This window comes from Hydrogenophaga sp. PBL-H3, assembly GCF_010104355.1.
In the GTDB taxonomy this organism is placed as follows: Bacteria; Pseudomonadota; Gammaproteobacteria; order Burkholderiales; family Burkholderiaceae_C; genus Hydrogenophaga.
This window is the reverse complement of record NZ_CP044972.1, coordinates 3,208,879-3,227,700: the sequence shown is the minus strand read 5'-3', so window position 1 is coordinate 3,227,700 and position 18,822 is coordinate 3,208,879. Positions and strand designations below refer to the sequence as shown.

Genomic DNA, 18,822 nt, shown 5'->3' with positions numbered 1-18,822 from the left:
CCCTCCATCGGCATCTCATGGCTTACCCGAATTCGCCGACTCTGCGGTCGGTGAATGCGCGACGGGCGGCGATGTGGAGGTGCTGAAAATAAGGGCTTTGTGGCTTCCGAGCCTTCTCCTATAATTCACAAAAAGCACGACCGTTCTTTTTTGTTCTGTCGTCCAGATTTGTCTTGGTCTGTCCGCCCTCGATAGGGGGTGGGGCATACAATCCGCAATTGACGTGCACGTCAATGCATGGCGCCATTTTTCCAATCATCAGGAGCAACCCAACATGAAGGTCATCGTCCCCGTCAAACGCGTGGTGGATTACAACGTCAAGGTGCGCGTGAAGAGCGACGGCAGTGGCGTGGACATCGCCAACGTCAAGATGAGCATGAACCCGTTTGACGAAATCGCGGTGGAAGAAGCCGTGCGCTTGAAAGAGAAGGGCGTGGTCACCGAGGTGATCGCTGTCTCCTGCGGTGTCACGCAGTGCCAGGAAACCCTGCGCACGGCCATGGCCATCGGCGCCGACCGCGCCATCCTGGTGGAGACCACCGAAGAGCTGCAGCCACTGGCCGTGGCCAAGCTGCTCAAGGCGCTGGTCGACAAGGAACAACCCGGCCTGATCATCCTGGGCAAACAGGCGATCGACGACGACTGCAACCAGACCGGCCAGATGTTGGCGGCGCTGGCCGGCCTGCCGCAAGCCACGTTTGCTTCGAAAGTGGAAGTGGCCGATGGCAAAGCCACGGTGACCCGCGAAGTCGATGGGGGTCTGGAGACCCTGTCGATCACGCTGCCCGCCGTCATCACCACCGACCTGCGCCTGAACGAGCCGCGTTACGTGACGCTGCCCAACATCATGAAGGCCAAGAAGAAGACGCTGGACATCGTCAAGCCCGAAGACCTCGGTGTGGACGTGAGCCCGCGCATCAAGACCCTGAAGGTCAGCGAGCCGCCCAAGCGCGGCGCCGGCATCAAGGTGGCCGATGTGGCCGCCCTGGTCGAGAAGTTGAAGAACGAAGCCAAAGTGATCTGAGGAACCGACAAATGACCGCACTCGTTATTGCAGAACACGACAACGCCAGCATCAAAGGCGCCACGCTCAACACCGTCGCTGCCGCTGCCCAATGTGGCGGTGATGTGCACGTGCTCATCGCCGGCCACAACGCCGGTGGTGCAGCCGCAGCCGCCGCGCAGATCGCCGGCGTGAGCAAAGTCATCCACGCCGACGCCCCGGGGTTTGAGCACGGCCTGGCCGAGAACGTGGCCGCGCAGGTGCTCACCATCGCCGCGAACTACAGCCACATCCTTTTTCCCGCCACCGCCAGCGGCAAGAACGTGGCGCCCCGCGTGGCCGCCCACCTCGACGTGGCCCAGCTGTCGGATGTGACCAAGGTCATCAGCGCCGACACCTTCGAGCGCCCGATCTACGCCGGCAACGCGATTGCCACCGTGCAGGCCCTGGACGCCACCAAGGTCATCACCGTGCGCACCACGGGCTTTGACCCGGCAGCGGCCACCGGCGGCAGCGCCGCGATTGAAACGGCAGCCGCCGCCGCCGACGATGGCAAGGCGAAGTTCCTGGGCAGCGAGATCGCCAAGAGCGACCGCCCCGAGCTCACCGCCGCCAAGATCATCGTCTCGGGTGGCCGGGCGCTGGGCAGCGCCGAGAAGTTCAACGACGTGATGACACCGCTGGCCGACAAGCTCGGTGCAGCCCTGGGCGCGAGCCGCGCCGCGGTGGACGCGGGCTACGCGCCCAACGACTGGCAGGTCGGCCAGACCGGCAAGATCGTGGCACCGCAGCTCTACATCGCCGCCGGCATCTCGGGTGCGATCCAGCACCTGGCCGGCATGAAGGACAGCAAGGTCATCGTGGCGATCAACAAGGACCCCGAGGCCCCGATCTTCTCGGTGGCCGACTACGGCCTGGAGGCCGACCTGTTCGAGGCTGTGCCCGAATTGATCAAGGCGCTCTGAGCCCTCTGAAAGACACAAGGGCATCGTTCGCGATGCCCTTGTCGTATCTGCACCCGTGAATTCCCTGGAGACAACAGAATGAGTTACACCGCCCCCCTCAAAGACATGCTGTTCGACATCGAGCACCTGGCGCGCATCGACCAGGTCGCGCAGATGCCGGGCTTTGAAGACGCCGGACTCGAAACCGCGCAGGCGGTGCTCGAAGAGTGCGCCAAGCTCAACGAAGGCGTGATCGCGCCGCTGAACTGGGAGGGCGACAAAAACCCCTCGTTCTTCAAGGACGGCAAGGTCACGACCACACCGGGTTTCAAGGAAGCCTTCAAGCAGTACGCCGAGGGCGGCTGGCAAGGTCTGCAGCACCCCACCGACTTCGGCGGCCAGGGCCTGCCCAAGACCATCGGTGCTGCGTGTGGCGAGATCCTCAACAGCGCCAACATGAGCTTTGCGCTGTGCCCGCTGCTCACCGACGGCGCGATTGAGGCGCTGATCACCGCCGGTAGCGACGAGCTCAAAGCCATTTACCTGGAGAAGCTGGTCAGCGGCCAGTGGACCGGCACCATGAACCTCACCGAGCCGCAGGCCGGCTCCGATCTGGCCGCTGTGCGCAGCCGCGCCGAGCCGCAGCCCGACGGCACTTACAAGGTGTTCGGCACCAAGATCTACATCACCTACGGTGAGCACGACATGGCCGAGAACATCGTGCACCTCGTGCTCGCGCGCGTGACCGGCGCGCCCGAAGGCGTGAAGGGCATCAGCCTGTTTGTCGTGCCCAAATTCATGGTCGGCAAAGACGGCTCGCTGGGTGCGCGCAACGACGTGCATTGCGTGAGCATCGAACACAAGATGGGCATCAAGGCCAGCCCCACGGCCGTGCTGCAGTACGGCGACCACGGTGGCGCGGTCGGTTACCTCGTGGGCCAGGAAAACCGCGGCTTGGAGTACATGTTCATCATGATGAACGCCGCGCGTTACGCCGTGGGTGTGCAAGGCATTGCGATCGCCGAGCGGGCTTACCAGAAGGCCGTGGTGTACGCCAAGGACCGCGTGCAGAGCCGCCCGGTGGACGGCACGCTGTCGGCCGCAGCGCCCATCATTCACCACCCCGATGTGAAGCGCATGCTCATGACCATGCGAGCGCTCACCGAAGGCTGCCGCGCCATGGCTGCCGTGGCCGCAGCCGCCTACGACGCCGCGCACCACCACTCTGACACCGACACGCGCAAGCAAAACGCGGCCTTCTACGAATTCCTGGTGCCGCTGGTCAAGGGCTACAGCACCGAGATGAGCCTGGAGGTCACCAGCTTGGGCGTGCAGGTGCATGGCGGCATGGGTTTCATCGAAGAAACCGGCGCGGCGCAGTATTACCGCGACGCCAAGATCCTCACCATCTACGAAGGCACCACGGCCATCCAGGCCAACGATCTGGTGGGCCGCAAGACCGCGCGCGACGGCGGCACCGGCGCCAAGGCGATCGCCGCGCAGATCGAGAAGACCGAAGGCGAACTTGCGAAGCGCGAGAGCGCCAACGCCAAGGCCGTGCACAAACGCCTGAAAGCCGCGCGCGAAGCGTTTGTGGACGTGGTCGAGTTCATTGCCGCCAACACGCGCAGCAACCCCAACGCGGCGTTTGCCGGCAGCGTGCCCTACCTGATGCTGGCCGGCAACCTCATGGCCGGCTGGCAGCTCGCACGCTCGCTGATGGTGGCCGAGGATCTGTCGGCCCAGGGACAGGACACGGCCTTCATGCAGGCCAAGATCACCACCGCGCGCTTCTACGCCGATCACATCCTCAGCCGTGCTCCGGGCACGCGCGATGCGATCGTCGAAGGCGCCGAGGCCGTGACCGCGCTGGCCATCGAATCGTTCTGACCCACCACAAACCCGACGGAGACTTCATGACCGCACCCGCCCGCAGCCTGCCCCCGGTTCTCAAGAACATCAAGTTCCCGGTGATCGGCTCGCCGCTGTTCATCATCAGCAACCCCAAGCTCGTCATTGCCCAGTGCAAGGCCGGTGTGGTGGGCTCCATGCCCGCGCTCAATGCGCGCCCGGCTTCTCAGCTCGACGAGTGGCTGGCCGAGATCACCGAAGCGCTTGCTGCGCACGACGCAGCGAATCCGGACAACAAGGCCGCGCCGTTCGCCATCAACCAGATCGTGCACAAGAGCAACGACCGGCTGGAGCACGACATGCAGTTGTGCGCCAAGTACAAGGTGCCGATCGTCATCACCAGCCTGGGCGCACGCGAAGACGTGAACAGGGCGGTGCAGAGCTGGGGCGGCGTGGTGCTGCACGACGTGATCAACAACGTGTTCGCGCACAAGGCGATCGAGAAGGGTGCTGACGGCCTGATTCCGGTGGCGGCCGGTGCCGGCGGCCACGCCAGTGTGAAGAGCCCGTTTGCCATGGTGCAGGAAATCCGTGAGTGGTTTGGCGGCCCGATCGCGCTCTCGGGCTCCATTGCTTCGGGCGGCGCCATCCTGGCCGCGCAGGCCATGGGCGCCGACTTCGCCTACATCGGCTCGGCCTTCATCGCTACCGAGGAAGCGCGTGCGGTGGAGGGCTACAAGGAGATGATCACGAAGTCGAACTCCGACGACATCGTCTACAGCAACTTCTACACCGGCATCCACGGCAACTACCTCAAGGGCAGCATCCAGAACGCCGGCATGGACCCGGACAACCTGCCGCAGAGCGACCCGAGCAAGATGAACTTCGGCACCGGTGAAGGTGCCAACGCCGCCAAGGCATGGAAAGACATCTGGGGCTGCGGCCAGGGCATCGGCGCCATCCGCGAGGTGGTGCCGGCGGCCGATCTGGTGGCGCGCTTCAAGCGCGAGTACGCGGAAGCCAAGGCGCGCATCTGCGCCGCTTGATCAGGCTCTTCACTGACAAAAAAGCCGGCTTCCAGAGCCGGCTTTTTTGCGTCTGCCAAGCAAGCTCCGGCAGGTTTATCTCTCACCGCGAAGCCAGGCGCCGAAGCTGCTCAAAGCCTCACCAATGGCCGCACCCGGCGTCTGCGCGTACTGCACACCACCGTGGTCTGAAATCTGCGCCACCGAGCCGCTGCTTTGCCATTCGGCGTACATCCAGTCGTCCGCAGTGCGCACAAGACCTTCGGGCGCTGCAGGCGGCGGCGCCACCGGCGTGCTCTTGAGCGCGGCGCCCATGTAGTCGATCCAGATCGGCAGCGCGATGCGCCCGCCCGATTCACCGCCGCCCAGGCTGCGCGGCTTGTCGTAGCCCACCCACACGGCGGTGGCCAGGCTGGGCTGGTAACCCGTGAACCAGGCGTCGACAGCGTCGTTGGTGGTGCCGGTCTTGCCGTAGATGTCGGGGCGCTTGAGCGTGGCCTGCGCGCGCGCGGCCGTGCCGCTGCGGGTCACTTCGTTGAGCAGGCTGGACACCACGAAGGCGTTGCGCGCCGGGATGGCGCGGTTGGCTTCCGTCAGCGGCTCGGGCGGGGGCGCTTCAAACAGCACTTTGCCTTGTGCATCGGTGATCTTCTCCACCACCACCGGTGCCACCTTCCAGCCGCCGTTGGCCAGCGTGGCGTAGGCCTGCGCCATCTGCATCGGCGTGACGCTGCCGGTGCCCAGGGCCAGGGTGAGGTTGTCGGGCTGGCGGGCAGCGTCCAGACCGAAGCGGGTGGTCCAGTCGCGCGCGACCTGCGTGCCGGTGTGCTGCAGCACCCGCACGCTGGCGAGGTTGCTGGAGCGCGCCAGTGCCTGCCGCAGCGTGATGGGGCCGGCGTACTGCCCGTTGCTGTTGGTGGGGCTCCAGCCGTTGGATGCGGTGAACGGCAGGTCGTCGACCAGCGTGCCCGGCATGACGCGCGCTTCGAGCGCCGCCGAGTACAGCAGCGGCTTGAGCGCCGAGCCCGGCTGGCGCCAGCCCTGGGTGACGTGGTTGAACGGCTGCTGGGTGAAGTCGAACCCGCCCACCAGCGCGCGCACGCGCCCGGTGTGGCTGTCCATGGCCACCAGCGCTGCTTCGGCTTCGGGCCACTGCGAAATCGCCCAGGCCGGTTTGCCCTTTACCTTGCCCGCGCTCACCACCCGCACGATGGCGCCGCGCGCGATCTTCAGCGGTGCCTGGGCCTTGGGCTCCAGACCCTTCTGCGCCCAGCGCAGGCCCTCGCCCTGCAGCGTGACACGCTCGCCGCTGGACAACTGCACCTGCATGGCTTTTGGGCTGGCCGCGAGCACGATGCCCACGCGCAGGGTCTCGTCGTCGCGGTGGTCTTTCAGGGCCTCAGCCGCTGCGCGCTCCACCTCGGCGCCATCACCCGAAGGCAGGCTCTCCATGTCCTCCGGACCACGCCAGGCGCCGCGGCGGTCGAAGTCCAGCACCCCGCGCTGCACGGCGGCGTGGGCGGCGCGCTGGTCGGCCGCGCGCAGCGAGGTGGTGACACGCAAGCCGTTCGAATAAGCCTCGGTGCCGAAGCGCTCCACCACCGCCCGGCGTGCCATTTCGGCCACGTGGGCGGCGTGCACGCTGCGGGTGCCCGGCTCGCGGATCACGAGCTTCTCAGCGCGCGCGGCGGCGAGTTGCCGATCGTTGATGGCGTCGGTGGCCCGCATGCGCTCAAGCACCACGCGCTGGCGCTGTGTGGCGCGCTCGAAGTTGGCCACCGGGTTGGCGTAGTAGGGGTTCTGCGGCAGGCCGGCGAGCATGGCGGTTTCGGCCAGCGAGAGTTTGTCCAGCGGTTTGCCGAAATAGGTTTGTGACGCGGCGGCAAAGCCGTAGGCCCGCTGGCCGAGAAAGATCTCGTTGAGGTAGATCTCCAGGATGCGGTCCTTGGAGAGTTCGTCTTCCAGCTTGAGCGCGAGCCAGATTTCCTTGGCCTTGCGTTCGGCAGAAAACTCCCGCGTGAGCAGCATGGTGCGCACCAGCTGCTGTGTGATGGTCGACGCACCCTGCTTGCGCCCACCCGTGACCGCCGCCAGCAGCGCGCGCGCCATGCCCTTGGGATCGACACCGTTGTGTTCACGAAAGCGGGCGTCTTCCACCGACAGCACGGCGTCCTGCAGCAGCTTGGGCGTGCGCGACAGCGGCAGGTATTCGCGCCGCTCGGTGCCGAACTGCGCGATCTCCACGCCGTCGGCGGTGAACACCTGCAAGGGCAGCTTGGGCTGGTACTTGACGATGCTGTCCAGCGGCGGCAGATCGAAGGGCGAGGCCTGCAGGGCAGGCGCCATGAAGGCGGCGGGCATCACGGCCAGGGTGATCACCGCACGGCGAAGGTTGAGCATGGGCATGAGGTGGCATTGTCCCGGATCGGTGTGCGCTGCATGTGCAGCCTGTGCGTGAGGGTGGTAACCAGCTGTGTCCTCAGCCACAGTTAAGATGGCCCGCCACCCCCGGCCTACCCGGTGAAACCGCCCATGCGCAAGCGCATTCTGTTGCTCGAAGACGAACAAGCCATCGCGGACACCTTGCTCTATGCGCTGCAAAGCGAGGGCTTCGAGGTGCAGCATGTGCGCCTGGCCACGCACGCGCTCGAGGCCTTCCGTTCGCAGCCACCAGACCTCGCCATTCTTGATGTGGGTGTGCCCGACGGCAGCGGCTTCGATGTCTGCCGCGCCATCCGCAAGACCAGTGAGATGCCCATTGTGTTTCTCACCGCGCGGCATGAGGAGATCGACCGCGTGCTTGGCCTGGAGCTGGGCGCGGATGACTACGTGGTCAAGCCGTTTTCGCCGCGCGAGGTGTGCGCCCGTGTGCGAGCGATCTTGCGACGCAGCGCGGCCACGCCGTTGACCTCCGAGCCCGCGCCGCCCACAAGCGCACTGCTTCAACTCGACGAAGCCGCGCAACGCATCCGCTGCGGCAACGAGTGGCTCGCGCTCACCCGCTACGAATTCCAGTTGCTCGCCACGCTGCTGCGCCGGCCCGAGCGCATCTTCTCGCGTGTGGAGCTGATGGACCTGGTGTGGGGCGGTGCGCTGGACACGTCGGACCGCACGGTGGACGCGCATGTGAAGCTGCTGCGCGCCAAGCTGCGCGCGCGGGGTGTGCAGGCCGAGCTGATCCAGACCCACCGCAACATGGGTTATTCGATCCGCGCGGTGGACTGAACCATGCGCATCGGTCTGCGGCTGCTGCTGGGCTTTTTCCTCATCCTGGGCGTGGCCCTGGTGGTGGTGCTCAACGTGTTCCTGCAGGAGGTCAAGCCCGGCACGCGCCTGGCCATGGAAGACAGCCTGATCGACGCGGCCCACGCGTTCGCCCAACTCGCGGCCGCCGACATGAAGGCCGGCACCATCGCCACTGGCGGTTTTGCACAGGCGCTGCAGGCCTACCCGGGTGCGCAGCCCGGCGCCAGCATCTGGGGCTTTCAGAAGAACAGTGTTGACTACCGCATCACCATCACCGACGCGCAGGGCATCGTGCGTTTCGACACGCGGCAAGCGGCGGTGGGGCAGGACTTTTCGCGCTGGAACGACGTGCTGCGCACGCTGCGCGGCGAGTACGGGGCGCGCTCCAGCCTGGCCAACCCGAACGACCCGAACAGCACGGTGATGCACGTGGCCGCGCCCATCCGCGATGGTGACCGCATCATCGGCGCGCTCACGGTGTCGCGGCCCAACCGCAGTCTGGAGCCCTACATCGAACGCAGCCAGCAGCGCATCCTGCGCTGGTCCTGGGCACTGCTCGGTCTGTCGTTGTTGATGGGTGTGCTGCTGAGCTGGTGGGTGGCCAGCTCGCTCTCGCGCCTGCGGGGCTATGCCAACGCGGTGGCCAGCGGCGAGCGCGTGGCCCTGCCGCGCTTCGGGCGCCTGAGTGGCAACACCGAGTTCAACGACCTGGCCCAAGCGGTGGAGCGCATGCGCGTCAAGCTCGAAGACAAGGCCTATGTCGAGAACTACGTGCACACGCTCACCCACGAACTCAAGAGTCCGCTGGCCGCCATTCGGGGCGCGGCCGAGTTGCTGGAAGAAGACCTGCCCGAGCCGGACCGCCAGCGTTTCGCCGGCAACATCCAGCGCCAGACCGAGCGCCTGCGGCAGTTGATCGACAAACTGCTGCGCCTGGCTGATGTGGAGCAGATGCGCGCCTTGCGCCAGCGGGAGCCCGTGGATTTGAGCGCGTTGACGCGCGACCTGCTGCAACGCGCCGAGCCAAGACTGCGTCTGAAGGGATTGCGTGTGCGAGACGAGTTGGGCAGGGGCGAGGTGGTGCGCGGTGACGCTTTCCTGCTGGGTCAGGCGCTGCAGAACCTGCTGGACAACGCGATCGATTTTTCGCCCCGGCAGGGTGAACTGTGGCTGAAGCTGGTCAACGATGGAGACGCGCTCGTGTGGTCGGTTCAAGACCAGGGCTCGGGTGTGCCCGGCTACGCGCAGGCGCACATCTTCGAGCGGTTTTACTCGCTGCCGCGCTGCGAGTTGCAAGAGAAGAGCTCGGGCCTGGGCCTGTGCCTGGTGAAAGAGGTGAGCGACCTGCACCATGGCGAGATTCAGGTGGCGAACGTTGACCAACCGCCCGGCTGCCTGGTGCGCTGGCGCCTGCCGCTCTGAGCGTTTTCACACCCACTGCACAAACCGCCGCGGCACTGCACGGCCGCTGCACATCCGCTTGAGAGACTGGCACTGTTGCAACCACGGAGCCCGCCTTGAAAAAACACCCCCTGCTGAGCAAATTGCTCGTCATCTTCTCGCTGATGCTGCTGCTGTCTATCCCTTTGTTGATGGTGTTCGACACGATCCAGGAGCGCAGCGCCTACCGCGCCGAGGCCGCCAGCGACGTGGCGCGCGCCCACGCCGGGGAACAGACCATCACCGGCCCGGTGCTCTACGTGCCGTACACCGAAACCTTCACTCGCACCGTGCTGGTGGAAACAGGCCGGGGCGAGACGCGCGAAGAGCGTGTGACGCAGGCCCATGTGGCCTTGCGCTTCCCCACCCGCCTGGACACACGCAGCCAGCTGGAAACGCAAACCCGTTGGCGCGGCATTTTCCCGGTCACGGTCTACACGAGCTCCCACCAGAGCACGGGCCGCTTCGTGTGGAGCGGCGTTGAGCCGGTGGAGAAAAACGGCCAGATCACGCTCGGGCAGCCGCGCATGGTGCTGGGCGTGAGCGATCTGCGGGGTCTGCTGAGCGCGCCGCAGCTCACCGTGGCGGGCAAGGCCGTGACCATGGCACCGTCACCCGCAGCACAGAAGCTGCCGCTGCCGCTGGCCGCGCCGGTGGATCTGGAGCTGCTCAAGCCCGGTGCGACGTTCGAGATCGCGCTGAACGTGGAGCTGGCCGGCACCGGGCGCATGGGTTGGGTGCCGCTGGCCGACGAGAACAGCGTGAGCCTGCGCTCGTCCTGGCCGCACCCGAGTTTTGGAGGTGACTTTTTGCCGCGCACGCGCAGCGTGAGCGATCAAGGTTTTGAGGCCACCTGGAGCGTGCCCTCGCTCTCCACCCAGGCGCAGCAGCAGTTTGCGCAGCGCGGTGAGGCCAGGGGGTCGCCAGACAGCTTCTCGGTGTCGCTGGACAACCCGGTGGACGTGTACCGCCTGACCGAGCGCGCCACCAAGTACGGGCTGATGTTCATCGTGCTCACCTTCGCCGCGTTCTTCGTGTTGGAGATGGTCAAACGCTGGCGCATCCACCCCATGCAGTACCTCATGATCGGCGCGGCGCTGGTGCTGTTTTTCCTGCTGCTGCTCTCGCTCTCGGAACACCTGGATTTCGCCTTGGCTTACCTGCTGGCGAGTGCGGCGTGCATCGGTCTGCTCACGCACTACCTGCGCCATGTGCTGCGCGGCTGGCGGCCGGCCGTGGGCATGAGCGCCATGCTGGTGGCGCTGTACGGCGTGCTCTACGGCATCCTGGTGTCGGAAGACAACGCCTTGATGATGGGTTCGCTGCTGCTCTTCGGCGCGCTCGCGGCCATCATGGTGGTCACACGCAAGCTGGACTGGTACAGCGTGATTGGTTCGCCGCAACCACCCGCTCAGCCGTCTCAGTAACCTTCGATGGCCAACAGCGTGCCGGTGGACGCGCTCTGGCGGACCTTGACCAGGCGTTGGTACTCGGGCGATGTGTAGAAGGCCTGCAGGTGCGCCATGTCGGGGAACTCCAGGATCACCTGACGCTGTGGCACGCCATTGCCTTCAAGCACCGAGACCGCGCCACCGCGCACCAGGTAGCGCCCGCCGTGCGCGGCGATGAGCGCAGGCACCTCGCGGCGGTATTCCTCGTACAGATCAGGGCGGGTGACTTCGATGTTGCCGTAGAGGTAAGCGGGCATGGTGTCTCCTGTTGTTTGGGGCGCACCGGGGAGCTTACCGCCGCCGCATCAGTTCGTGGCAATGAACTGCGGCAGCAGCGCCGCGTACAGCGCCTGGAAGCGCGCGTGCCGTGGCAGCAGCGCGGCGTGCGACGCAGCGTCGGGCTCGAAGCTTCGCGTGACGGGAGGCGTGGTGCACACCGTGTCCACCGTGCCCCCGCAGGCCAGCCAGGCCAGGCGCGCTGCGCCCAGCGCGGCGCCGGTCTCGCCACCGGCGTGCACGCGCAGCGTGAGGCCCAGCGAGTCGGCCAGCAACTGCGCCCACCACGCGTCGCGCGCACCGCCGCCCACCAGTGAGAGCGCGTGCAGCGGTGGCTCGGTGGCGCTCAGGGTCTGCAGGCCGTCGCGCAGGCCAAAGCCCACGCCTTCGGCCACCGCGTAGGCCAGGGCATCGCGGCCGTGCGCGGCCGTCATGCCGAACCACACGCCGCTGGCCAGCGGCTGGTTGTGCGGCGTGCGCTCGCCGCTCAGGTAGGGCAGGAACAGCGGGGCCGTGGTGCGCTCGGCCGGTGTGAGGCGCGCGGCCGCCTTGAGGAGCGCGGCTTCGTTGTCGAAGGCCAGTGTTCGGCTCGCCCAGCTCACCGCGCTCGCCGCGCTCAGCATCACCGACATCTGGTGCCAGCGCCCGGGCAGCGCGTGGCAGAAGGCGTGCAGCGCGCGCTGCGGGTTGGGCTGAAAACGGTCGCCGCTGACGAACACCACGCCCGAGGTGCCGAGCGACACAAAGCCTTCGCCCGGCCGCACCAGCCCCATGCCCACGGCGCTGGCCGCGTTGTCGCCCGCACCACCGGCCACCGGCACGCGCGCGGGCAGGCCCCAGCGCGCGCAGAGCTCGGGGGTGATGAACGCCGAGACTTCGCTGCCCTCCACCAGGCGCGGCATGTGGCTGCGCGTGAGGCCGCAGGCGTCGAGCAGGGCGTCGGACCAGTCGCGCCGCGCGCAGTCGAGCCACAGCGTGCCTGCTGCGTCCGACATCTCGCTCACCGCTTCGCCGGTGAGCTGCAGGCGCAGCCAGTCCTTGGGCAGCAGCACTCGGCGCACCCGCGCGAACAGGGCCGGCTCGTGCTCGCGCACCCAAAGCAGCTTGGGTGCCGTGAAGCCGGGCATGGCGAGGTTGCCGGTGATGCGGGCGAGCTCGGGCACCGCAGCGCTGAGCTGCTCGCACTGCGCGCCGCTGCGTCCGTCGTTCCACAGAATGGCCGGGCGCAACACCGTGTGGTGTTCGTCAAGCAGCACGGCGCCGTGCATCTGGCCCGAGAAGCCCACGCCTTGCAGGCGAGCGAGTGCGGCGGGCTGGGCGTGCTGCAACTGCGCCATCACGTCTTCGAGCGCGCGCCACCAGTCGGCAGGGGCTTGTTCGGCCCACAGGGGTTGCGGGCGCTGAACGGTGAGCGGCGAGCGCGCGGTGGCGATCACCTCGTGGGTGTCGGTGAGCAGCAGGGCTTTGAGTTCGGACGTGCCGAGGTCGAGACCGAGGAACATGAATCAGGCCGCGCCTCGGAAGCGGGTGAGCGACTGGCGGCGAAATTCGCTGGGTGTCATGCCCTTGATTTCAAGAAAGCGGCGGTTGAAGTTGGCCACGTTGTTGAAGCCCACTTCGTAGCAGATGTGGGTGATCTGCTGGTCGGTGTCCATCAGCAACTGGCAGGCGCGGCTGATGCGCACGCGGTTGACGAAGTCGGTGAAGGTGTTGCCGGTGGCCTTGCGGAAGAAGCGGCTGAACCTGCTCTCGCTCATGCCCAGTTCGGTGGCGAGCGCGGCGGCGGAGTGTTCGTCGGCCAGATGGTCGGTGATGCGGCTGACCACGGCGTCGATCTGGTCGAGCGAGGCGTCGTCGTCGGTGCTCTGCAGCTGCACGCTGGAGAGCAGGCGGTAGTCGGTGCAGGCGGCGAGGTCGCTCAGGAAATCGCAGAAGGCGGTGAAGCGTTTGAGGCCACGCGTGCTCTTGACTTTGTGCCAGTGGGCCTCTGCAGATTCGGACATGCCGAAGAACTCGATGCCGTGCTTGGCGCGTTCCAGCAGTGGAAGCACCTCGGCCAGCTCGGGGATGGTGTCGCTCGCGCGCACCAGCGGCTCATGTGAAAACTGGATCACCAGATCGCGCAAGGCCACGCCGCCTTCGGGCATGTCCATGCTGACCCAGTTGTGCGGCAGGCGCGGGCCGGTGAGCACGAGCTGACCGGCCTGGAAGGGGCCGATCCAGTCGCCCACGAACAGCTTGCCGCTGGTGCTGGTGATCAGGTGCAGCTCGTACTCGTCGTGGTAGTGCCAGCGGGCCAGGGGCGTGGGGAAGCCGTGTGACAGGCAACGCACGAAGCCCACGTCGTTCGACGACTCGTAGCCCAGGTTGGGCGAACGGGCCAGCTCGTGTTCCAGCTCGGGCTTGATCTGGCGCGGGGTGGTGCGGTTGCGAACGGTCATGGAACTTGCCGGCACCGGTGTCCGGGTCAGGTGGGGGTGGCGCTCACGCCGGTGTGGGCCGTGACGAAACGGCTCACCCGATCGCGGGCGCGGCGCACGGCGTCCACCAGCCGCGGATCGCCGGCCAGTTCACCCCACAGCGTGGTGTCGGCGCAGAACGCAACCACAGGGTCGGCGGCGTCGCACATCGCGTGGGCGGTCTCGGGTTTCATCGCCTGGTCCTGGTAGGTGTAGGGAATCTGGCCGGTATGCCAGCGTTGCAGATAGGCCAGGAAGAGTGCCGGCAGCATGGCCACGCTGTCAATGGGTTCACCCCGCGCCAGCCGCTCGCGTATGGTGGGCGCGATGAAGCCCGGGATCTTGCTGAAGCCGTCCATGGCGACACGCTGGTTGGTGTCGGCAATGGCCGGGTTGCTGAAGCGGTCGAGCACCACATCGCGGTAGTCGGGCAGGTTGATGGGGCAGGGATGTTCGGGGGTGTCCAGCACGGGGATCACGTCGTCGGTCACGTAATCGTAGGCGAAGCGGCGGATCACCGCGTTGTGTGTGCCTTCATGGATGTAGCGGTGGCCGATCAGCGTGCCGGCCCAGGCAATGCAGGAGTGCGTGGCGTTGAGCAGGCGGATCTTGGCTTCTTCATACGCATCGACCGACGCCACCATCTCCACACCCACCCGCTCCCATTCGGGCCTGCCAGCGATGAAGTGGTCTTCGATGACCCACTGGATGAAGCTCTCGCCCATGAGGGCGGCCGGGTCGTGCTGGCCGGTGGCGGCTTGCACGCGCACGGCCACGTCGGGCGTGGGGCGCGGGGTGATGCGGTCCACCATGGCGTTGGGGCTGCTGGTGTTGGCCTGCACCCAGGCCTTGAGAGGCGCATCGCCCAGCGCATCGATGAACTGCAGCAGGCCGCCGCGCGAGCGCTCGCCGTTGTGGCGCAGGTTGTCGCAGTTCATCAGCGTCACCGGGCCCGCCTGGGCCTGCATGCGCGCGCGCAACAGGGTGACCAGACCGCCGTAGAGGGTGTGGCCGGCCTGGCCGGCTTTCACGGCCGCCAGATCGGCGCGCAGGTCGGGGAAGCTGGCCCAGTCCAGCCGGTTCTGGGCGTCGAGGTAGTAGCCGGCTTCGGTGACGGTGAAGGAGATGATGCGCGTGGCCGGATCGGCGGCCACGGCCACCAGCGGGGCCAGATCGTCCTGGTACGGCAGCACGCGCTGGATGGACGTGATGCGCGTGTAGCTGCGCTCGCCCTGTGGTGTGACGGTCTCCAGCGTGTAGGCGCCGCCCTGCGCCTGCAGCGCGCTGATGGTGTCCAGCATGTCGGGGCGCAGGTTGCCGGCGGCGATGGTCCAGCGGGTGTCACCGAGCTGGCGCAGCTGGTGAACATAGACGGCCTGGTGTGCGCGGTGGAACGAGCCCAGGCCCAGGTGCAGGATGGTGTTCATGGTCAGTGATGAAAGACAGGATCAGAGGTCGAAGTTCGTGGGCATCATCACCACGTCGCGGATCGTCATGCCGCGTGGGCGCGTGAGCATGAACAGCACCACGTCGGCCACTTCCGAGGCTTCGATCAGGCTGCCGCTGGCCTTGGCCTCGGCCAGCTTTTCGGCCGGCCAGTCGGCCAGCAGCGAGGTGATCACCGGCCCGGGCGAGATGGAGCCCACGCGGATGCCGTGCTTGAAAACCTGGCGGCGCACCGTCTGCACAAAGCAGTTCACGGCCCACTTGGACGAGGCATAGACCGGTTCCCACGGTGTGGGGAAATGCGCCGCCAGCGAGCTGGTGACGATGATGTCGCCGCTGCCTCGCGCGATCATGTGGGGCAGCACGCCGCGCACGTTCTTCATGACCACGTTCACGTTCAGGTTGAGCATGCGGTCGATGGCGTCGTCGGTGGCGTCGATCAGGTCGCCGCCCACGTAGAGCCCGGCGTTGGCGTGAAAGACATCGAGCCTGCCGGCCAGACCGAGGATGCGTTCGGGCATCGTTGCGCATTGCGCGGGGTCCAGCAGGTCCAGCACCAGCGGCAGGGCGGTGGGGCCCAGCGTGTCGCAGGCCTTTGCCAGGGCTTGCGCATCGCGGTCGATCAGCACGACATGGGCGCCCGCTGACAGCATGGCCTGGGCACTGGCGAAACCGATGCCCGATGCCGCGCCCGTGACGGCGGCCACCTGGCCATTCAAAGGATGTGTAGCACTCATGTTGTTGCTTGATCGTGGGGTGTGCTGGTTCGGGGGGCTCAGGCGGCGGCTCGACCAACCACACGGCCGGCGTTGTCGAACCAGTGCGCGTGGTCGGTGGCAATGTCGAGCGTGACGGCGTCGCCCGGCGTGAGCGTGGTGCGATCGCTCTGGCGTGCCACCAGCGGCGCACCTTCGGTGGTTCTCAGGTAAATGAGCGTTTCGGCACCGAGCGCTTCGATCAGGTCCACCTGGCCTTTGATGGCGCCCTGGCCGGCCGGGCGCACCACCACGTTCTCTGGCCGCAATCCGATGGAGCCACCCACCGCGCCCGCAGGGGCCTGCTGCTGGATCAGTGCGGGCATCTGCTGCAGCGGCGACACGTTCATCTGCGGTGTGCCGATGAACTGCGCCACGAACTGGTTGGCCGGGCGGTCGTAGAGCTCCAGCGGCGTGCCCACCTGTTCGATCAGGCCGTCGCGCAGCACCACCACGCGGTCGGCCAGTGTCATGGCCTCCACCTGGTCGTGCGTCACGTAAATGGTGGTGGCGCCCAGGTCGCGGTGCAGCTTGGCAATCTCCACGCGGGTCTGGCCGCGCAGCGCGGCGTCCAGGTTGGACAGCGGCTCGTCGAACAAGAACACCTTGGGCGCGCGCACGATGGCGCGGCCGATGGCCACCCGCTGGCGCTGGCCGCCCGAGAGTTCCTTGGGTGTGCGCTGCAGGTAGGGCGTGAGGTTGAGGATGTCAGCGGCGCGCTTGACCTTGTCTTCGATCACCTTGGGGTCGACCTTGGCGAGCTTGAGCGCGAAGCTCATGTTCTCGAACACGCTCATGTGCGGGTAGAGCGCGTAGCTCTGGAACACCATGGCCAGGTCGCGTTTGCTGGAGGGCTGGTGGGTGATGTCGCGTCCCTCCAGGCTGAGCGTGCCGCCGTCGATGTGCTCCAGCCCGGCAATGAGCCTCAGCAGGGTGGACTTGCCGCAGCCCGACGGCCCGACAAAGACGATGAATTCGCCGGGCTGGATGTCCAGGTCGATGCCCTTGATGGCGCGGTGTTCACCGAAGAATTTCTCGATGCCCTTGAGTTGCAGGTAAGCCATGGTTTGTGTCCTGAAGAGGTTTACTTGACCGCGCCGAAGGTGAGGCCTTGGACCAGTTGTTTCTGGCTGAACCAGCCGAACACCACGATGGGCGCGATGGCCATGAGCGAAGCGGCGGAAAGCTTGGCCCAGAACAGGCCCTCGGGGCTGGAGTAGCTGGCAATCAGCGTGGCCAGCGTGCCGGCCTTGGCCGAGCTGAGGTTCAGGCTCCAGAAGGCTTCGTTCCAGCTCAGCACCAGGCACAGCAGACCGGTGGATGCAAAGCCACCCAGCGACAGGGGCAGCAGCACCTTGGTGGCCTCCTGCCAGAGCGTGGCGCCGTCCATGCGCGCAGCCTCCAGGATCTCGTTGGGAATTTCCTTGAAGCCCGAATACAGCATCCACACCATGATGGGCAGGTTGGACAGCGTGAACACGATGATCAGGCCGAGCTGCGTGTCGAGCAGGTGGCTCTTTTGCGCCAGCACATAGATGGGCACCAGCGCGCCCACGGCCGGCATCATCTTGGTGGAGAGCATCCACATCAGGATGTCCTTGTCGTACTTGCCCTTGAAGAAGGCCATGGCGTAGGCTGCCGGCGCGGCAATCGCCAGACCGAGCAGGGTGGACACCACGCTGGTGACCACCGAGTTCCAGGCGTAGTGCAGGTAGTCGCTGCGCTCCTGCACCTCGTGGAAGTTCTCCAGCGTGGGTTTGAAGAACAGCTCGGGCGGAACCGCAATGGCCTGCAGCTCGGTCTTGAACGCGGTCAGCAGCAGCCAGCCCAGCGGAAAGAACAGCAGCAGGGCCACGGCCCAGGCAGCAACGGTGCGCACCGCGTAGGCGGGCGTGTAGGTGGATTGGCGTGCCATGGTGAGTGCCTTATTTGTCGAGGTTCTTGCCAACCATGCGGATCAGGAAGATGGCCGCGATGTTGGCCAGCACCACCGCGAACAGCGCACCGGCCGAGGCCACACCGGCATCGAAATTGAGCAGCGCCTGCTTGAAGATCAGGAAGGCCACATTGGTGCTCGCGTCGCCCGGGCCACCGCCGGTGGTGGTGTAGATCTCGGCGAACACGCTGAGCAAGAAGATCATCTCGATCATCACGACCACGGCCACCGAACGGCCCAGGTGCGGGATGTAGAGGTAGCGCAGTTGCTGCAGGTAGGTGGCGCCGTCCATGCGCGCGGCTTCGAGCTGCTCGCGGTTCATGCTCTGCAGCGAGGTCATGAAGATCAATGTGGCGAAGGGCAGCCACTGCCACGACACCATGACGATGACGGAGAACAGCGGGTGGTCGGTGAGCCAGTCCACCGGGGCCGCGCCGAAGAAGGTCCACACCTGCGCGAGCACGCCGTAGATGGGGTTCATCATCATGTTCTTCCACAGCAGCGCGTTGACCGTGGGCATGACGAAGAAGGGTGAGATCAGCAGCACACGCACCAGGCCGCGGCCGGCGAAGGGCTCGTTGATCAGCAAGGCGATGGCCGTGCCGAAACCCACGGTGATGAGGATCACGCTGCCCAGCAACAACAAGGTGTTGAGTACCGCCGTGCCAAACGAGGCGTCGGTGACGAAGTACTCGAAGTTCTCCAGCCCGGCAAACCCGGTCACATCCGGCTGCAGCAGGTTGTAGCGGATGAGGCTGAAGTAGATCGTCATCACCAGCGGCACGATCATCCAGAGGAAGAGCGTGGCGATGGCGGGCGTGAGCAGCAGGCGGGGGAGCAGGCGGTTCATGGTGAGACCCTGAAGACGACAGACGCTGAGGAGAAGACTCCCTCCCCCTCTGGGGGAGGGCAGGGGTGGGGGCCGTCTCCGGGCAAAGGTCTTCGCCGACAAAGCTTCTGCCAGCGTGCCCCCGCCCCGACCCTCCCCCA

General features: G+C 66.4%; 16 protein-coding genes. 7 read left to right on the top strand and 9 right to left on the bottom strand.

Annotated elements, in window-relative coordinates; genetic code table 11:
• Positions 1–274: 274 nt before the first annotated feature.
• The 4 genes from F9Z44_RS14960 to F9Z44_RS14945 all read left to right on the top strand — a co-directional run bounded on the left by F9Z44_RS14960 (position 275) and on the right by F9Z44_RS14945 (position 4,844).
• Positions 275–1,024 carry an electron transfer flavoprotein subunit beta/FixA family protein gene (locus F9Z44_RS14960; protein WP_159607456.1) on the top strand — a complete coding sequence of 250 codons (750 nt, stop codon included), beginning with the start codon at positions 275–277 and terminating at the stop codon, positions 1,022–1,024.
• An 11-nt stretch (positions 1,025–1,035) separates the two neighbouring features.
• Positions 1,036–1,968 carry an electron transfer flavoprotein subunit alpha/FixB family protein gene (locus F9Z44_RS14955; protein WP_159607455.1) on the top strand — a complete coding sequence of 311 codons (933 nt, stop codon included), beginning with the start codon at positions 1,036–1,038 and terminating at the stop codon, positions 1,966–1,968.
• Positions 1,969–2,046: 78 nt separating this feature from the next.
• A complete protein-coding gene (locus F9Z44_RS14950; protein ID WP_159607453.1) occupies positions 2,047–3,837 on the top strand; it encodes an acyl-CoA dehydrogenase in 1,791 nt (596 codons plus the stop codon).
• Positions 3,838–3,863: 26 nt separating this feature from the next.
• Positions 3,864–4,844: an NAD(P)H-dependent flavin oxidoreductase gene (locus F9Z44_RS14945; protein WP_159607451.1), complete on the top strand. Its 981-nt coding sequence runs from the start codon at positions 3,864–3,866 to the stop codon at positions 4,842–4,844.
• Positions 4,845–4,919: 75 nt separating this feature from the next.
• Here the strand turns inward: F9Z44_RS14945 and F9Z44_RS14940 are convergent, their stop codons facing one another.
• Positions 4,920–7,229, bottom strand: a complete 2,310-nt coding sequence (locus tag F9Z44_RS14940) for a penicillin-binding protein 1A (protein ID WP_159607449.1) — start codon at positions 7,227–7,229, stop codon at positions 4,920–4,922.
• A 126-nt stretch (positions 7,230–7,355) separates the two neighbouring features.
• Between F9Z44_RS14940 and creB the strand changes: the two genes are divergently transcribed.
• The 3 genes from creB to creD all read left to right on the top strand — a co-directional run bounded on the left by creB (position 7,356) and on the right by creD (position 10,936).
• Positions 7,356–8,048: a two-component system response regulator CreB gene (gene creB / locus F9Z44_RS14935; protein WP_159607447.1), complete on the top strand. Its 693-nt coding sequence runs from the start codon at positions 7,356–7,358 to the stop codon at positions 8,046–8,048.
• Positions 8,049–8,051: 3 nt separating this feature from the next.
• The gene (gene creC / locus F9Z44_RS14930; protein ID WP_159607445.1) at positions 8,052–9,491 is read left to right on the top strand and encodes a two-component system sensor histidine kinase CreC; all 1,440 of its coding nucleotides are present in this window, start codon (positions 8,052–8,054) and stop codon (positions 9,489–9,491) included.
• 95 nt (positions 9,492–9,586) lie between these two features.
• Positions 9,587–10,936, top strand: coding sequence for a cell envelope integrity protein CreD (gene creD, locus F9Z44_RS14925; RefSeq protein ID WP_159607443.1), 1,350 nt, complete (start codon positions 9,587–9,589; stop codon positions 10,934–10,936).
• On the opposite strand, the gene F9Z44_RS14920 is transcribed toward creD, so the two are convergent.
• Genes F9Z44_RS14920 through F9Z44_RS14885 form a run of 8 tightly spaced genes read right to left on the bottom strand, consistent with a single transcriptional unit; the run spans position 10,930 to position 18,682 of the window.
• Positions 10,930–11,217 (bottom strand): DUF1330 domain-containing protein, encoded by a 288-nt coding sequence (locus F9Z44_RS14920; RefSeq protein ID WP_159607441.1) that lies wholly within the window; start codon positions 11,215–11,217, stop codon positions 10,930–10,932. The two genes, creD and F9Z44_RS14920, sit on opposite strands and share 7 nt — an antisense overlap.
• A 48-nt stretch (positions 11,218–11,265) precedes the next feature.
• Positions 11,266–12,738 carry a xylulokinase gene (gene xylB, locus F9Z44_RS14915; protein ID WP_159607439.1) on the bottom strand — a complete coding sequence of 491 codons (1,473 nt, stop codon included), beginning with the start codon at positions 12,736–12,738 and terminating at the stop codon, positions 11,266–11,268.
• Positions 12,739–12,741: 3 nt separating this feature from the next.
• On the bottom strand, positions 12,742–13,677 hold the full coding sequence (locus F9Z44_RS14910; RefSeq protein WP_159607437.1) for an AraC family transcriptional regulator: 936 nt from the start codon (positions 13,675–13,677) through the stop codon (positions 12,742–12,744).
• A 26-nt stretch (positions 13,678–13,703) separates the two neighbouring features.
• Complete coding sequence (gene dalD, locus F9Z44_RS14905) at positions 13,704–15,122, bottom strand: D-arabinitol 4-dehydrogenase (RefSeq protein ID WP_159607435.1); 1,419 nt, start codon at positions 15,120–15,122, stop codon at positions 13,704–13,706.
• A 21-nt stretch (positions 15,123–15,143) separates the two neighbouring features.
• A complete protein-coding gene (locus F9Z44_RS14900) occupies positions 15,144–15,878 on the bottom strand; it encodes an SDR family oxidoreductase (RefSeq protein WP_159607433.1) in 735 nt (244 codons plus the stop codon).
• A gap of 38 nt (positions 15,879–15,916) precedes the next feature.
• Positions 15,917–16,960, bottom strand: coding sequence for an ABC transporter ATP-binding protein (locus tag F9Z44_RS14895; RefSeq protein ID WP_159607431.1), 1,044 nt, complete (start codon positions 16,958–16,960; stop codon positions 15,917–15,919).
• A gap of 20 nt (positions 16,961–16,980) precedes the next feature.
• A complete protein-coding gene (locus F9Z44_RS14890; protein ID WP_159607429.1) occupies positions 16,981–17,811 on the bottom strand; it encodes a carbohydrate ABC transporter permease in 831 nt (276 codons plus the stop codon).
• A 10-nt stretch (positions 17,812–17,821) separates the two neighbouring features.
• The gene (locus F9Z44_RS14885) at positions 17,822–18,682 is read right to left on the bottom strand and encodes a carbohydrate ABC transporter permease (protein ID WP_159607427.1); all 861 of its coding nucleotides are present in this window, start codon (positions 18,680–18,682) and stop codon (positions 17,822–17,824) included.
• Positions 18,683–18,822 lie beyond the last annotated feature (140 nt).

What these genes read in the sequence shown, in the direction of transcription:
- F9Z44_RS14950 (WP_159607453.1), top strand. Translation starts at nt 2,047, where the DNA reads ATGAGTTACACCGCCCCCCTCAAAGACATGCTGTTCGACATCGAGCAC.
- F9Z44_RS14890 (WP_159607429.1), bottom strand. Translation starts at nt 17,811, where the DNA reads ATGGCACGCCAATCCACCTACACGCCCGCCTACGCGGTGCGCACCGTT.
- F9Z44_RS14920 (WP_159607441.1), bottom strand. Translation starts at nt 11,217, where the DNA reads ATGCCCGCTTACCTCTACGGCAACATCGAAGTCACCCGCCCTGATCTG.
- creC (WP_159607445.1), top strand. Translation starts at nt 8,052, where the DNA reads ATGCGCATCGGTCTGCGGCTGCTGCTGGGCTTTTTCCTCATCCTGGGC.
- F9Z44_RS14885 (WP_159607427.1), bottom strand. Translation starts at nt 18,682, where the DNA reads ATGAACCGCCTGCTCCCCCGCCTGCTGCTCACGCCCGCCATCGCCACG.
- dalD (WP_159607435.1), bottom strand. Translation starts at nt 15,122, where the DNA reads ATGAACACCATCCTGCACCTGGGCCTGGGCTCGTTCCACCGCGCACAC.
- F9Z44_RS14945 (WP_159607451.1), top strand. Translation starts at nt 3,864, where the DNA reads ATGACCGCACCCGCCCGCAGCCTGCCCCCGGTTCTCAAGAACATCAAG.
- xylB (WP_159607439.1), bottom strand. Translation starts at nt 12,738, where the DNA reads ATGTTCCTCGGTCTCGACCTCGGCACGTCCGAACTCAAAGCCCTGCTG.
- F9Z44_RS14955 (WP_159607455.1), top strand. Translation starts at nt 1,036, where the DNA reads ATGACCGCACTCGTTATTGCAGAACACGACAACGCCAGCATCAAAGGC.
- F9Z44_RS14940 (WP_159607449.1), bottom strand. Translation starts at nt 7,229, where the DNA reads ATGCCCATGCTCAACCTTCGCCGTGCGGTGATCACCCTGGCCGTGATG.
- F9Z44_RS14910 (WP_159607437.1), bottom strand. Translation starts at nt 13,677, where the DNA reads ATGACCGTTCGCAACCGCACCACCCCGCGCCAGATCAAGCCCGAGCTG.
- F9Z44_RS14960 (WP_159607456.1), top strand. Translation starts at nt 275, where the DNA reads ATGAAGGTCATCGTCCCCGTCAAACGCGTGGTGGATTACAACGTCAAG.
- F9Z44_RS14900 (WP_159607433.1), bottom strand. Translation starts at nt 15,878, where the DNA reads ATGAGTGCTACACATCCTTTGAATGGCCAGGTGGCCGCCGTCACGGGC.
- F9Z44_RS14895 (WP_159607431.1), bottom strand. Translation starts at nt 16,960, where the DNA reads ATGGCTTACCTGCAACTCAAGGGCATCGAGAAATTCTTCGGTGAACAC.
- creB (WP_159607447.1), top strand. Translation starts at nt 7,356, where the DNA reads ATGCGCAAGCGCATTCTGTTGCTCGAAGACGAACAAGCCATCGCGGAC.